The sequence below is a fragment of the Saccharophagus degradans 2-40 genome, from assembly GCF_000013665.1.
GTDB lineage: Bacteria > Pseudomonadota > Gammaproteobacteria > Pseudomonadales > Cellvibrionaceae > Saccharophagus > Saccharophagus degradans.
In genome coordinates this window covers 1,412,501-1,428,117 of sequence record NC_007912.1, presented here as the reverse complement: position 1 = coordinate 1,428,117, position 15,617 = coordinate 1,412,501, and the positions used below count along the sequence as shown (strand labels likewise).

General features: G+C 44.1%; 7 protein-coding genes and 2 rRNA genes (1 of these 9 cut by a window edge). 1 reads left to right on the top strand and 8 read right to left on the bottom strand.

Annotation, left to right across the window (positions count from 1 at the left end):
• Nucleotides 1–31: 31 nt before the first annotated feature.
• From SDE_RS05810 to SDE_RS05780, 7 genes are all read right to left on the bottom strand, one after another.
• Entirely contained in the window at nucleotides 32–1,585 is a 1,554-nt protein-coding gene (locus tag SDE_RS05810) for a tryptophan halogenase family protein (protein ID WP_011467587.1), read from the bottom strand.
• Nucleotides 1,586–1,648: 63 nt separating this feature from the next.
• Nucleotides 1,649–3,871, bottom strand: coding sequence for a DUF6445 family protein (locus tag SDE_RS05805; protein ID WP_011467586.1), 2,223 nt, complete (start codon nucleotides 3,869–3,871; stop codon nucleotides 1,649–1,651).
• A gap of 11 nt (nucleotides 3,872–3,882) precedes the next feature.
• On the bottom strand, nucleotides 3,883–4,890 hold the full coding sequence (locus SDE_RS05800) for a cupin-like domain-containing protein (protein WP_011467585.1): 1,008 nt from the start codon (nucleotides 4,888–4,890) through the stop codon (nucleotides 3,883–3,885).
• A 24-nt stretch (nucleotides 4,891–4,914) separates the two neighbouring features.
• On the bottom strand, nucleotides 4,915–5,622 hold the full coding sequence (locus SDE_RS05795) for a SapC family protein (protein WP_011467584.1): 708 nt from the start codon (nucleotides 5,620–5,622) through the stop codon (nucleotides 4,915–4,917).
• Between the two features lie 90 nt (nucleotides 5,623–5,712).
• Nucleotides 5,713–8,748 carry a TonB-dependent receptor gene (locus SDE_RS05790; protein WP_011467583.1) on the bottom strand — a complete coding sequence of 1,012 codons (3,036 nt, stop codon included), beginning with the start codon at nucleotides 8,746–8,748 and terminating at the stop codon, nucleotides 5,713–5,715.
• Between the two features lie 1,816 nt (nucleotides 8,749–10,564).
• Nucleotides 10,565–10,679: ribosomal RNA gene (gene rrf, locus SDE_RS05785) — 5S ribosomal RNA — on the bottom strand.
• A gap of 349 nt (nucleotides 10,680–11,028) precedes the next feature.
• Nucleotides 11,029–13,899 (bottom strand): 23S ribosomal RNA (locus SDE_RS05780).
• Between the two features lie 423 nt (nucleotides 13,900–14,322).
• On the opposite strand from SDE_RS05780, the gene SDE_RS05775 reads away from it, so the two are divergent.
• Nucleotides 14,323–15,384 carry a glycosyltransferase family 9 protein gene (locus SDE_RS05775; protein ID WP_011467582.1) on the top strand — a complete coding sequence of 354 codons (1,062 nt, stop codon included), beginning with the start codon at nucleotides 14,323–14,325 and terminating at the stop codon, nucleotides 15,382–15,384.
• A 5-nt stretch (nucleotides 15,385–15,389) separates the two neighbouring features.
• On the opposite strand, the gene SDE_RS21185 is transcribed toward SDE_RS05775, so the two are convergent.
• A protein-coding gene (locus tag SDE_RS21185; RefSeq protein WP_143710852.1) for a GGDEF domain-containing protein crosses the window boundary here: on the bottom strand, nucleotides 15,390–15,617 show its 3' portion. Its footprint extends 933 nt past the window's final position; the window shows 228 of its 1,161 coding nt (coding positions 934–1,161); its start codon lies beyond the right edge, outside the window; the stop codon is at nucleotides 15,390–15,392.

Below are 15,617 nucleotides of genomic sequence, written 5' to 3'. Positions count from 1 at the left end.
AACAGCTCTCCGTGCCAATCCCTTACTAACTTCAAAGCTTTTGCATACCGAACTTTAAGATATTATCGAGCAGCTGGCGATTTGTTGGTAAATTGGTTAAATACTTATCTAAAGCCCCCTCCTGCTCTTTAAGTAACCGTCTTCCTAACGCGACGTTATCAGACTCTCTAGCGACGGCGTTTGGGGCCATCTCAAACCCCATCCCATACAAAATATATTGATAACTGGCCACAGGAAACAACTCTTCTCCTTGCATAAAGTCATAAACGTTAGGAGGACGAAACTGCCAAACAGATAACAGATACTTTAAACTATCAGGAATTGAATCTGCGCTTGCAGCATCTGCCCAATAGTCAGAACCTTTGCGCTCCGAAAACACATAGTGCAATTTAAGAAAATCGATAATTCGTTCCCACCGGTAAGCAAACACACGGTTAAACCGCTTTTCTACTTCTTGCAGGCTTTTTTTACAGAACGGCATCTCATCTCTGATCATATTTGCGGATAATTCGACAAGCGCTAATGCCGATGCCTCTAATGGTTCGATAAACCCAGCTGACATCCCTATTGCCACACAGTTTTTATGAAAAAACTTTTCTCTGTATCCCGCACAAAAATTAATTCTTCCTGTAGCCAACTGAGATGCATTTTTATCACCAATGGAACTTGCTAAATAAGCCCGAAACTCGTTCTCAGCTTCATCGTCGGTGATATGCGAACTTGAATAAACATATCCGCACCCTCGCCTCGAAGATAGTGCGATATCCCAGACCCACCCTGCAGATTGAGCCGTAGCGACTGTCGTCGAGCCAATATCATTACACTCATCAAAATATGGGACATGAGCTGTAATAGCCGAGTCGTTAAACGAATTTTTTTTCTTATCGATTAACTTTATTTCGTAATAGTTACCAATAAGTAAACCTGAAGTACCACTACAATCAATAAAGAAATCACCTTGAACATCCCCTGATGCTCTAGTACCTAGCGATTCTATATATCCATCTTCAGCACAATTCACTTCAACAACATGATCAGAAACATGTCGAACATTCAATTTTTTTACGCAGTGATTTTTAAGTAGCTCGGAAAATTTTCCTGCATCCAAGTGATAACCGTAATTAAATACTCCAGCGTATTCAGGCATAGTGTGAAGCTTTGGCCCTAGCCCACGATCAGCTACAACGGGTTGCGCAGAGAAAGTTGACGAAAAGGACCGTCGAGCAACCGTCTCGTCTTGCCAAACGGCATATAAATTCACTTTCCCCATTCCTACAGGCAAAGTGAAAGGATGATGATACGAGTCTTCAGGTACACCAGTCTTCCAACCAACAAACTTCGAACCTTGCTTAAAAGACGCGCTACAGCTATTAATAAACTCTGTTTCAGATATACCAATTCTTTGGAGAGTGGCTTTCATTGTGGGCCAAGTACCCTCACCAACTCCTATTGTTTTCACATCCGGTGACTCAATGACAGAGATCGATACCATTGAATCTTCATTCCCTTGAAATTCTGCGGCCAATATCGCGGCAGTAAGCCAGCCAGCAGAGCCTCCACCTAACACCACTATTTTTTTGATCATCATTTCACCTAGTGCTCACAAATAAGAACCAACAATTATTAGGTCGAGAATAAGCGCAGAAACCTACTCATACACAATAAATATATTGGCCGTTAACCTTCCTGTATCGACATCCCAACCAATATCCAATTCCGGTTTAACGACTGTTGAATGTAGAAGACTACCTGGGTAACTAACCAGTCTATCTGTGCGATAATCCACCTGATGATATAAATCGAACTCATCGTTTGCAGCTTTTATATACCCCTCCGAACCAAAGCCAGTAGATTTAGCAGACTGATTTATGGCATTCATATAAAGTGCTTTAGTCTCGACATCAATACTTTCCAAGTTTGTGGGCTCATGCCGAAAAAAACCAGTACCGCCATGATCACCCGTGGAAAGGTAGTGTAAAATAGCGAAAAAATATGGGTTAGTGCTGTCAAAATGAGGAACTTTTTGAAACGGCGTGAGAGATTTTTCTTCTTGCGTCAATAATGAGAAGCTAGCCTGTACTACATTAGTTTTTAGAGTTGGTGGTATTTTATAAGTTTGCCTTATAGCCCCATCCATTTTATCCAAAACGCCTAATACATATTCTCGTGGCAACTGCGCCCGCACACCAGGATACATCGTATTAGTATCGAACTCGAAATCTAAGGTTTTAGCAATTTGTCTTAATGCTGCACCACCGTCATTAGTCACGCTATCTAATAAAACAATAGGTGTAGAATTTAAGCCCATCGGAGTTATTACAGGCAAGCTTTCTTTATTAAATGAAAACTTAACACTTTCTATAGTGTTTTTTTTTCTTAAATCTAAACCTTCATCTTTGTATGGGCAATACTTTTTTAAGAAGTCCGAGTACAGAGGAAAAGCGTCAACACTTTGTTGAACACTAGTCAGGTTAGAAGACATAAATCGGTTTAACTCATCTCTTCCCATAAGATCAACAATTGGGTGATAGGATTTTGGGGAAACCCCCTGGCCGAGCATTACTTGCACCCACGAAGCCTCACCAAATAAATCTTTATCGTACTTATACAACCGACCAGTTTCATCGAACAAAGATAACCGATGTTGCAAGGTATCAGGTATTGCCATTTGCTTACAATGGCGCCAAAAGGGTGTATCCGTACGGTCTGTAACACGATAGTGCAAGACTATAAAGTCACGTATGTGCTCCAGCTCTTCCCGCGTTTGTCGGTTAAATTCATCCCTATCAGCTTGCTTAATCTCATCCTTAGGAAACAAAAGCATAAGCTTAACTATGCTCCTTTGGATCAAGTGAATACTTGTCGACTCCAATGGCTCTATAAATCCAGATGCCAATCCTAACGCCACACAATTTTTATTCCAATGCAACCTACGCGTTCCGGTGCGGAACGGTATAACCCTCGGTTCATTTAAACACTCGCCGGTTAAATTTTCTTTCAGAACCGCTAACGCTTGCTCATCTGTCCAATACTTACTACAGAAGACCATTCCATTACCCATCCTTGATTGCAAAGGAATTTGCCACTGCCATCCAGCATCATGAGCTATCGAGCGCGTATACAAGGCTGGGCTTTTTTTTGCCGTCGTTTGAACAGCTATCGCTCTATCACAAGGCAACCAATGAGACCAATCGTCGTAGCCCGTGTGTAAGGCATCCTCAATTAATAATCCTCGAAAGCCAGTGCAATCTATAAATAAATCGCCTTCAATTACTTCTCCAGAATCCAAGCTAAGGGATTGAATATTTCCATCTTTAGCTCCAACTTTGACATCAACAATCTTCCCCTCTCTCCGCTTGACCCCAAATTTATCTGCTATCCCTTTTAAAAACTTAGCATATAAACTAGCATCCAAATGATACGCATGATTTCGCTCTTGATTAGGGTGTACGCCAAACCTACCTACACGAGTCGCGAGGTGTTCCACACAATAATCCCCTATAGGTTGTGCCATGCCAAGCTGATTCGCTTTGAGCCAAAAATGATGAAACTGAGCTGCCCAACAATCTGTACCTAAAAAGCCGAATGAATGCAGGTAATCTTCTTTTAAGTCTTTCCAATTTTCGAAGGATATACCCAATTTTATCGTTGCATTGGTGGCGCTCATAAATTCGCGCTCATTAATACCAAGCAGCTCATGAAATATATGTAATGTCGGAATAGTCGCTTCACCAACGCCAACCGTACCAATCTCGTCAGACTCAACAAGGGTAATATCTAGATTTTTACCAAGTAGCTTTGAAAGAGCAGCCGCGCACATCCATCCCGCAGTTCCGCCACCTGCAATTACTATTTTTTTTACTCCATGCATAATTTCGTCCCCTACTTCTTCAAACGATCTGTTAACAGCTGCTTCAATTGTTTTGCCTGCTCTTCATTTATCGCGCCCTTAAAAAAGCCCAAAGCACTTGCAGGAGACTCGCTTTCTTCGTCATTAAAAACATAGTAATCAAAGATAGACCTCCAAGCTTTTCGCTGGTTACTTGAAAGACCACTCAGCCCTAACAAAGTATGTAATAAAGCATTAGAGGGTCTACCGTAGTACGCTGGTGACTCTCTCCACCAGTGAGTGTACAAGACATTCACCGCATCAAGTCCCTCGACGTGATGCCACCACATACTGGGTAAAAAAAGTGCATCGCCGGGAGATAAAATAACCGTTTGCGCGAATTCCATTGCATTTTTAAAACGAGGGAATCGACGAAAATCTGGCTGTTGAAAATCAACAAGACTAATTTCTTGCCCTCCAGGAGCAAACTCTAGCGGGCCAGGGTATAGATTAGTAATTTGCTCAGGCGGAAATAATGTGAATTTTCGACGGCCGCACAAGCAGCAAGCTAAATTACTCGTAAAGTCGTAGTGCGCGGCAACCTGTGTTTTATTGCCGATCCAAATAAGCTTTATCGGATCAAGTCCATCTAAGCCTGCATTATTTTCACCGACTACACCAGGGAACCACTTATCAGCATCAGTAGAGGGCATATACACCCCACGAGGATTAGGGCTATCCACTTCGTTCAGCAACATTTTGATAAACGTATGAAACGACTCTAAGTTCGCAGAAAAATTGAAGCCATTCATCGCTTCATTGTAGAAGATACGCCCCCTTTCTTTTGCGGGCAGCAGACAGGTTGTTACAGGAACCCGTGCATAGCGCTCTTCAATATAGGATAAAGCAGCAGCCGAGGATTGGCCGGAAACTTTAACCGCAGGCCAGTCTTCGGCATATCCGCGAAGCACCAATGGAATTGGAGAGCTAAGAATATTTTCATTAATAGAAGCTGGTGTAATGCCTTCTAATTCCTTAACAGGTTTACCCGTAATTGCCATATCGACCTCGAAACCCCTGTGACTCTAAAGCTGATCTTGTAATTTTTTTAACTTTATTAACGAACTCACATTCGGCTGAGAAAACAAAATAGAATAAATAAAATCGAGCGCTCCGGATCTATACAACTTAATGAGTTTTTCGTCCTCCAAAGCTCGTAACGCATCTTCACTAACAGTATACAAATTAGGTAAGCTGTATTTTTTATGCTCGTTAAAAGTAATATTTAAGGTCATATTTTCCAACAAATCTAACGAGAGCAAAAGCTGGATAAACTGATCCGTCTCTTGAACACCAAAATCCATTTCCTCAAGCATTGCTGCTATATCATTCAAAAATTGCGTAGCAGCGCCGTCATCATCAAAAAGAAGCTCCCCCTCCTCAGAGCCAAATTTAGCATTGGCGGAATCGGCTACAACTACTTTTGCCCCCTGCACTTCGCCTTTACCTATAAGAAACGGCTGTCTCTGCACGCTAATAGGCACATAATCAGCATCCCAACCATCGTCCGACAAAAATAAATTCTCCCCCTCTTGAAAACCGAGCAGGGCAGAAAGAAAGAACTTACCTGTATTGGCATCTTTTTGTACGAAGATAGGATAGATATTCCTTACCCTTACCAATTCACGCGGGAAAGTCACAGCAAAATGAATATTATCCCCACCTTCTGCCGAATATTTAGTAGAAACACGAAGTTTTTTATGCTCTGCAGGGTTTACTAATACATGACTCACGTCTTACACCACCTTATTATTTTTCTATGCCAGAAACAAAAAAGGCCACTGCAAGCAGCGGCCTTGACTTAAAAGTTACTCTAAACCAAATTAGAAAGAGTAGCTAGCACCTAGCATCCAGCGACCGCCGTACTCGTCATGCTGGAATTTCTGATCACTATTACGAGCAGAATAAGTAATTGCATTTTCAGTAATATTAATGCCGTCTAATGATACCTTCAAGTTATCAGTCACTTCGTAGCTAATACCTAAATCAAGCTGGAAATACGCATCCACAAAAATTGGACTCTGATTACCACTATCGGTATATGCTGATAAGTACTGATCTCTCCAGTTATAAGACATACGAACATTCCAGCCGTTCAAGTCGTAAAAGCCAACCAAGTTAGCACTATCACTAACACCCAATAATGGACGCTGATTAGTACTAGGTCGAGAGGTATCGTAATCTAGGTCAGAGTTAACCATCGTATAGTTAGCCTGCATACCGAAGCCGGTCTCACCAAACATATGCTGTAAAGCAAGCTCTAAGCCCTGAAGCTCCCTATCATCACCAGAGTTCGATGGTGTATCCATTCTAAACTCAACCAATGGATCAGCTTGCTGACCAATAATATCACCCGCAAAAGTTGACGCCCCAGCAGAGGTATCTCGAGTTACTCCAGGCTCACCGTCGAAATTGTCAAAAATGTAGGTTCTAAGCTCTTGACCCGTAGCAGAACTACCAAGCGCTGCAACTGCTGCTTGAGTATAAGTACCGGCAAATGGATCATGAATTTCCGGCATCTCATCAGCGTAGCGGCCATTCAAAATTACAGTTTCGTCAGCTATAAAGTTACTTATTTTCTTACTAAAACCAGATGCTGCAAAGTAACTAGAATCACTGTAATACCACTCGATAGACACATCCAAATTGTTGGATTCGTAAGGCACCAAACTTGGGTTACCTTGACTGCCAGTTGCATAGCCAACTTGACGTCCAAAGTTTCCACCTACAGAGACATCCGCGCCTATCTCGTCATACGCAGCACGAGCTATCGATTTGCTCCATGAAGACCGTAAAACCAGATCCTCTGTTGCATTATAGCTAATATCTATATTAGGTAAGGTATTAGAATAATCGGCTTTATATGTCACGTAACTCTGAGTGCGACCAGTAAAAGAAATTTCAGTATCAGCCCCCCAGTTTGCTCCGGTGTAAAGAACATTTAAGCCAGTTGACTCAACATCCGTTGCCTCATGGCGAACTCCAACTCGTGCCTCAAGGTCTTCTAGCTGATAAGTATACTGAACATATATAGCATTGGTAGTCTCCGTTGTTTGATTGTCAGAACCGAGACTATAATCCTTTGTGGAGCAGAATACTGAAGATGTACCATCTGGACAATCCCCCACTGTCTCGTTACTTACGTCATAGTTTTCTCTTGCTAGCTGCTGAACAGTCTCCAAATCCCAATCGAAAAAGTGATTCATTGGGGTAGCGGATGTTAAATCGGTTCCGTCCTTAAGTCTTCCATTGGCCGGCAGGAATGACGCGTCAGCAAACGTAGAAAACGCCCCATCAAAACGATCGCGGACGTAAGCGTCAGTGCCTTCAAATGCAGCCGTCATCTCACCCGCTACGCCAAGGCCACCCCATCCGTTTTGCTGTACGGTTACGCTTCGACGCCGGTTAGTTACCTCTGTAGATCGCACACCAAAATCAATTGTGCTTTCCTCGTTTAACTCAAAATTACCTTTGAATTTAAACTGATCAACATTTGAGTCATTTGCATTATTTTGGAAAACTGAACCAGTCACTCGCATTTGATTAGCAGTAGCATCACCACCACCGTTAATTACACTGAAGATTTCCCCTGTGGTATCTATAGTTGTACTCGTGCGAGTAAATGCTGCAGTAGATAAATTCACATCTGAGCCTAGCTCATGGTCTGGAGTATCACTAGCTTCTGAAGTCGCATAGTCAAACTCTAGATTCAACGCGTCGCTAACCGCCCACTTTACATTTACCCCTAAAGTATCACCTGTGAACTTATGTGCGTAGTGACCTCCGGCCATAGAAAGATCATTAGGATTACCGTTGAGATTGTCAGCGATATTAGGAGAGTAATAAGTCTCAGAGTATAGAAGTGGAGTAGCAACACCATTAGATGCTGTCCACAGCCCTTGAATAGGAGTGGCAATATCTGAATTTTCTGGGTATGTAAACCAAGCGGAAACCTCATTGCGATCAGAATAAATTGAGCGCTCATAAGTGTCGTAATCCAATGTCGCCTCAATCGAATCTGTTGGAGCCCACTGCACAACTAATTGGCCATTAAACCTTTCGCGCTTATCCTGTTCAAATTTATAACGAGCACTTTGTGGCTTGCTGTATATACCTACATTAGGGTGCGTATCATTTTGAGCGTTATTTTCAGTAAACGTCTTCCACCCATTATCTAGCATAGCTCTTGCCAGCGAACTCTCACGCTCCTGATAGTCAAACGCAACAGACACACCTATCGTGTCATCTGCAAATGTATTTGAATATAAAGCGAATATTTCTGGTGTGTTCCCACCAGCCCAAGAACTGTCAGTTATGTACTTTCCGCTAACAACGGCTTTTTGCTCGCCTACAGCCAACGGCCTAATGCTGCGCATATCTATCGTAGCACCCATACCACCACTGTCCGTATCAGCACTAGCTGTTTTCGATACAGCCACACCTGCGATTAACTCAGCCGCGATTTCAGCGAAGTTAAAACTCCGATCACCGGTTGTGCGCGCCACTGTTCGACCGTTATGCGTTACCAGGTTATATTCTGCCCCTAAACCACGCACGGTAACTCGAGAGCCTTCACCGCCTTCTCGACTAATAGAAACACCTGATATACGCTGCATAGATTCAGCTAAGTTCGTATCAGGGAACTTACCAATATCTTCTGCCGTGATCACATCAACAACACCAGACGAATCACGCTTAACATCCATAGAACGTTGTAAACTAGCTCTAATACCAGTAACTACAACCTCTTCCATCTGCTGCTCTTGCGCAACAACTTCTGCGCCTACACTAGCAAGCAAGCAAGTCGAAACCGCTGCTGCAAGTGTCTTTCTGTTAAACAAGCCGGAATTAGCTCCCATAGTATTTCTCCTCAGCACTTAGGCTTTTTATTTTAGTTAAACCCCACACAGCAGCCGCCCGACCAATTGGCGAAGCTGCAATCAAACCGCTGTGTTAGAGAATTTTTATATACAACCAAAAGAATGTTCTGTGTGTACGATTTCGGGGTTGACGCCAAACTCATCATTGTTAGCGCTGCCATTTATCTTTATTATTCTTCCTGACTGCATACACTATTACAATAATTTTTAAAGTGCAACCAACTGCAAACTAATTTAGCTAGATATTTCAAGCCTCTTCAAGCTGAAAACCTGTAAAGACAAAACGTAACTTGTTTATTAAAACTTAACAGATTAAGAACCTTGATTTTCTTTTTATAGCTCTAATAACTATTTAGGATGACTGATTCTAAACTCTTTTTTATTTCAATTTCACCTTGCCATCACCAAGTTAAACTCCAGCAAAATGGCCTTTAATCTAACATTCTTTGAGGCTACAGCAATAGGCGCGACATCGAATCCACGCTATCACTTTGTTTTATAAGTATTTTTTTAATTACAATCAAAGCGGACCCGCGAGAAAAGAAAATGACACCAAGATCAATTACCCTTCTCCTATCCCAACACCAAGTCAGCACATAACAAACAATAGCGACATTATTTGGTAACCCACAATAAAAATGATTATCACGACTTTCGCTAAAAAATATTTTTGACAATTTTTTTGAAAAGTCTGGCACCTAATACGAGGAGCTAATAGATAAACAATAGCCCCAAACCCAATGTATACGGTTACAACATTAAAACACTTTTCGCACGGCAATCTGTGGCGCACTAATGCTAGCGCTACCAGCAAGCACACCTATTCAGCAGGTATGAAGCTAACGCTACCAAATCCAGTGCGCCACATAGCTTAATTAATGCTTATTTATTAGTAAGATACGTTGTTTAAACTGCATGATCAGAAGCTATCATTACCAAAGCCTTATAAGTATCTACACTTTAAGGACGGCTGTGTTAGGCTTATCTGCTCAACCGTAAAGAACAATAGATAAGCGAAGCGGAAAGCTTAAATGTAACCGTATACATCCATTTACTAGGAAGTCACTGCTCCATACGACAGCGCAAAAGTTTTATTAAGCAACCACCTACTCAACAATATGCATTAACACGTTAATATTTAGCTTTGAGAGAAGCATGAGCCAAAATTGAAGATTCTTACGCTACTAATGTCTTTTGCTGGTTACGCTAAAGACATTAAGCATACGAGACATGAAATCACTTACTTTCAAGCTAGAAACCTAGAAATATGAGATGAAAGCTATATCTCGCCTCTTAGCTCCAATACAAGCTCAAATTTATTCCAATGATAAAATTGGCCATAGAACAAGCTGAAAATTAAACCATATAAGACAAGTAAAAAAGAATTCCTTAATACGTATTACAAGTAAAAACAGGAATGCTAAAGCTAGACGAATATCGCTTTGAACCTTGTATCAAGCCCCTTCAGAGGTGTGGGTATTTTAAATTGCGCTTAATAAGAACTTGAAATAAATGATTTATTACAAAAGTATCGAGTTGAGAGTTAACGCCTCTTTTACCGCTTGCTTTATAGCTTCACGCTAAACAAACACAAAACAGTCAACTCTAAAACCACTACTTATACCGGCGATATAGTTATTTATACAAGAGCATCATTAAGACAAAAACAGATAATTAATGAGAGCAAACATAAATAATAAAGTGCATTTTAAGAAGGGCTCAACAGTTTCAATATTTATAACCGATCACAAAAAAGCCCGCTTAGGATAACCTAAACGGGCTTTTGATATTAGAAGCCTGACGATGACCTACTCTCACATGGGAACCCCCACACTACCATCGGCGATGCATCGTTTCACTGCTGAGTTCGGGATGGGATCAGGTGGTTCCAATGCTCTATTGTCGTCAGGCAAAGCTGTATGCACTTTGTGTCTTTTTCGGCGACCTTCTACCGTAGCGCTCGTTAGTCAGCTTACGCTGTTTAACTTTTGAGGCTGCTAATTGGGGATTATTGACAGTAATCCCAGTACAAATAAGGTGTGGATCAGAAGTTGTTTGCGTTATTCATTAAGTAAGGTTGAGGTACTCGCCCGTCGCTTTGCGTCGGTGTACTTATCCTTTTGCAATCATGCTAGTGCTATATAGATACACTAAACGTTAATTGTCTTTCACTTACTTTTCGTAAGCTTTCGTCATCAGTCTTACTTCTTGTGCTTGTACAACACGATTACTTGATTATTAACCAGCAATCTCTGTTATATGGTCAAGCCTCACGGGCAATTAGTATCGGTTAGCTCAACGCCTCACAGCGCTTCCACACCCGACCTATCAACGTCGTAGTCTTCAACGGCCCTTTAGGGGGTCAAGCCCCAGGGAAAGCTAATCTTGAAGGAGGCTTCCCGCTTAGATGCTTTCAGCGGTTATCCCGTCCGAACATAGCTACCGGGCAATGCCATTGGCATGACAACCCGAACACCAGTGGTTCGTTCACTCCGGTCCTCTCGTACTAGGAGCAACTCTTCTCAACTTTCCAACGCCCACGGCAGATAGGGACCGAACTGTCTCACGACGTTCTAAACCCAGCTCGCGTACCACTTTAAATGGCGAACAGCCATACCCTTGGGACCGGCTTCAGCCCCAGGATGTGATGAGCCGACATCGAGGTGCCAAACACCGCCGTCGATGTGAACTCTTGGGCGGTATCAGCCTGTTATCCCCGGAGTACCTTTTATCCGTTGAGCGATGGCCCTTCCATACAGAACCACCGGATCACTATGACCTACTTTCGTACCTGCTCGACGTGTCAGTCTCGCAGTCAAGCGCGCTTTTGCCATTATACTCAATGCATGATTTCCGACCATGCTGAGCGCACCTTCGTACTCCTCCGTTACTCTTTGGGAGGAGACCGCCCCAGTCAAACTACCCACCATACACTGTCCCCAACCCCGATAAGGGGTCTAGGTTAGAACCTCAAACATACCAGGCTGGTATTTCAAGATTGGCTCCACTCAAACTAGCGTCTAAGTTTCAAAGCCTCCCAGCTATCCTACACAAGTAGGCTCAAAGTTCAGTGCAAAGCTGTAGTAAAGGTTCACGGGGTCTTTCCGTCTAGCCGCGGGTACACAGCATCTTAACTGCGATTTCAATTTCACTGAGTCTCGGGTGGAGACAGCGTGGCCATCGTTACGCCATTCGTGCAGGTCGGAACTTACCCGACAAGGAATTTCGCTACCTTAGGACCGTTATAGTTACGGCCGCCGTTTACCGGGGCTTCGATCAAGAGCTTCGCCGAAGCTAACCCCATCAATTAACCTTCCGGCACCGGGCAGGCGTCACACCCTATACGTCCACTTTCGTGTTTGCAGAGTGCTATGTTTTTAATAAACAGTCGCAGCCACCTGGTCACTTCGACCAGTCTCAGCTTAGGGAGCAAGTCCCATCACCAAAACCGGCGTACCTTCTCCCGAAGTTACGGTACTATTTTGCCTAGTTCCTTCACCCGAGTTCTCTCAAGCGCCTTGGTATTCTCTACCTGATCACCTGTGTCGGTTTACAGTACGGTCAACTGTTACCTGAAGCTTAGAAGATTTTCTTGGAAGCATGGCATCAACGACTTCGTCCAAAAGAGGACTCGTCATCACCTCTCAGCCTTAGCGACCCGGATTTACCTAAGTCACCAGCCTACAAGCTTAAACACGGACAACCAACGCCGTGCTCGCCTAGCCTACTCCGTCCCTCCATCGCAGCAACAGTCGGTGCACGAATATTAACGCGCTTCCCATCGACTACGCATTTCTGCCTCGCCTTAGGGGCCGACTAACCCTGTCCCGATTAGCGTTGGACAGGAAACCTTGATCTTCCGGCGGGGAAGTTTTTCACTCCCCTTATCGTTACTCATGTCAGCATTCGCACTTCTGATACCTCCAGCAAACTTCTCAGTTCACCTTCACAGGCTTACAGAACGCTCCCCTACCATACTCGAAAGTATCCGCAGCTTCGGTTATCAGTTTGAGCCCCGTTAAATCTTCCGCGCAGGCCGACTCGACTAGTGAGCTATTACGCTTTCTTTAAAGGGTGGCTGCTTCTAAGCCAACCTCCTAGCTGTCTAAGCCTTCCCACATCGTTTCCCACTTAACTGATATTTGGGACCTTAGCTGGCGGTCTGGGTTGTTGCCCTCTTGACTACGGACGTTAGCACCCGCAGTCTGTCTGCCATGATTGCACTCCACGGTATTCGGAGTTTGCATGGGGTTGGTAAGTCGGGATGACCCCCTAGCCCAAACAGTGCTCTACCCCCGTGGGTGAGACATGACGCACTACCTAAATAGTTTTCGGGGAGAACCAGCTATCTCCCGGCTTGATTAGCCTTTCACTCCGATCCACAGGTCATCCCCTAACTTTTCAACGTTAGTGGGTTCGGTCCTCCAGTCAGTGTTACCTAACCTTCAACCTGCCCATGGATAGATCGCCGGGTTTCGGGTCTATTGCATGCGACTGGACGCCCTATTAAGACTCGGTTTCCCTACGGCTCCCCTAAGCGGTTAACCTGGCCACATACAATAAGTCGCTGACCCATTATACAAAAGGTACGCTGTCACTCCGAAGAGCTCCAACTGCTTGTACGCACACGGTTTCAGGATCTATTTCACTCCCCTCTCCGGGGTTCTTTTCGCCTTTCCCTCACGGTACTGGTTCACTATCGGTCAGTTAGGAGTATTTAGCCTTGGAGGATGGTCCCCCCATCTTCAGACAAGATAACACGTGTCCCGTCCTACTTAATATGTGACTTAAGAGATTTCGTGTACGGGGCTATCACCCTGTATCGCCAGACTTTCCAGACTGTTCCACTACCTCTTAAATCATCGGCTGCTCCCCTTTCGCTCGCCGCTACTTAGGGAATCTCGGTTGATTTCTTTTCCTCCGGGTACTTAGATGTTTCAGTTCCCCGGGTTCGCCTCGTACACCTATGTATTCAGTGCACGATACTGAGCAAGCTCAGTGGGTTTCCCCATTCAGAAATGCTAGGATCAAAGCTTGTGTGCCAGCTCCCCTAGCCTTATCGCAGGCTCCTACGTCTTTCATCGCCTCTAACTGCCAAGGCATCCACCATGTGCGCTTAATCACTTGACCATATAACACAGATGACTGATTAATCAGATCCGTATCATAAAGCTCTCAAGGATTAAGACTTTACGACTTAACTTCACCATCAACTCAGCTCTTTAACACAATTGTCGTAAACGACAGTCACACTAAAGGCGCCAAACTAACAGTGTTAGCTGTATCTATATTTGAATGCATTTAGCAACGATTGCACCGGATAAGCATTACTTGAGTATTCTCAATTTATTACTTAATGTTGCAATTGTTACAACTTCTTTTCCACTTTTTTAAAGAACAGTTCGCTTGGTGTCCCTAAGCGAGGAGGCGTATAATACACTCGAAAAAAAATGAGTCAACATTTAATTTGTCTTTTTTTATTACCCCGCCAAGCAAGCGCCCAACTCGCCCCAGCATGCTAAACTAGAGAACCGACCAAACAGACCCCTGCACATGAAACAAGCCAGCGCAAAAAAGAACTTTGCCATCATTCATCTCGGCTCCATAGGTGACTCCATCATGGCATCACCACTTGCCAGCGCCATAAAGCAGCAGCACCCCGACGCATGGATCACTTGGGTCACAACACAATCCTGCAAAGAACTACTTAATGACAATCCCTGCATCGATAAGGTGGTTGTCGCCAATTACGCAAAATGGAAGGAATCACTAAAACAACTGAACCCAAGGCGCCTCCTTCAAGAGCTATCACAATTCAAAGCCGAGCTACGCTGCAAACCTTACGAATACGCACTAGACCTGCAAGGGATTCTTAAAAGCGGCCTCGCAGCAAACCTAAGCAACGCGAAACACAAAATAGGGCTGGGCTCCAGAGAGGGAAGCAACTGGCTCATGACAAAGACCATATCCAGAAATCTCGGAGACACTACGCAGATCGGCTCGGAATACCGCTACCTTGCCAACCAGCTTGGATTTTCAGACAACACGTGGCCAATGCAACCCCACACAACAGCAGAAGCCATAGATACGGCAGAGAAAGCCCTGAACAACAAAAACCTTAGCCTTAACGACAAATACATAGTTATTTGCCCACAAACAACAGAGAGGGAAAATCGCTGGCCCAAAAGCTACTGGCAACAAATATGCCTTAGAATTCGAGGAAGACACCACTTGCGAGCAGTAATCCTGGGGGAAGGGCAACAAACCAAGCTTACCGCAGATCTCGAGAGGCACGGAGGGGCCGCTGACCTAACAGGGAAATGCTCAACAGCTGAAGCAGCAATAATTATCGATCACGCAAAACTAATTATTGGAATAGACACAGGACTGACACATCTAGGGCACGCCTACCAAACCCCGACACTAGCACTATTTGGACCAACCCACCCATACTCACATACAGGCCTAGAAACAAGCAAAATACTGCACCTTGACCTAAACTGCTCCCCCTGCTTAGGCAACCCGACCTGCAACGGAAAGTACGAGTGCATGAGCACAATCACCCCAGACACCGTACTCAGCCAAATTAAAACATTACTACGCAACAAAAAATAAGCAGACTAACCAGCCGAAACAACTGCGTTACGCCCTAACCCCTTAGCGCGATAAAGCGCCTTATCCGCCATATCAACAAACAACTCTAGACGATCCTCTACCCGCGGAACACAACCAGCAACACCAAAGCTCGCAGTAACCACTTTCGACACAGCGGAGTCAGGATGCGGAAGCGCCAACCCCTCCACCCCCGATCGCAACCTTTCAGCCAAACCCAAAGCAGCGCCCAAAGA

Bases quoted from the DNA above. Each gene is read 5' to 3' on its own strand.
- SDE_RS05810 (WP_011467587.1), bottom strand. From the start codon at position 1,585: ATGATCAAAAAAATAGTGGTGTTAGGTGGAGGCTCTGCTGGCTGGCTT.
- SDE_RS05805 (WP_011467586.1), bottom strand. From the start codon at position 3,871: ATGCATGGAGTAAAAAAAATAGTAATTGCAGGTGGCGGAACTGCGGGA.
- SDE_RS05800 (WP_011467585.1), bottom strand. From the start codon at position 4,890: ATGGCAATTACGGGTAAACCTGTTAAGGAATTAGAAGGCATTACACCA.
- SDE_RS05790 (WP_011467583.1), bottom strand. From the start codon at position 8,748: ATGGGAGCTAATTCCGGCTTGTTTAACAGAAAGACACTTGCAGCAGCG.
- SDE_RS05775 (WP_011467582.1), top strand. From the start codon at position 14,323: ATGAAACAAGCCAGCGCAAAAAAGAACTTTGCCATCATTCATCTCGGC.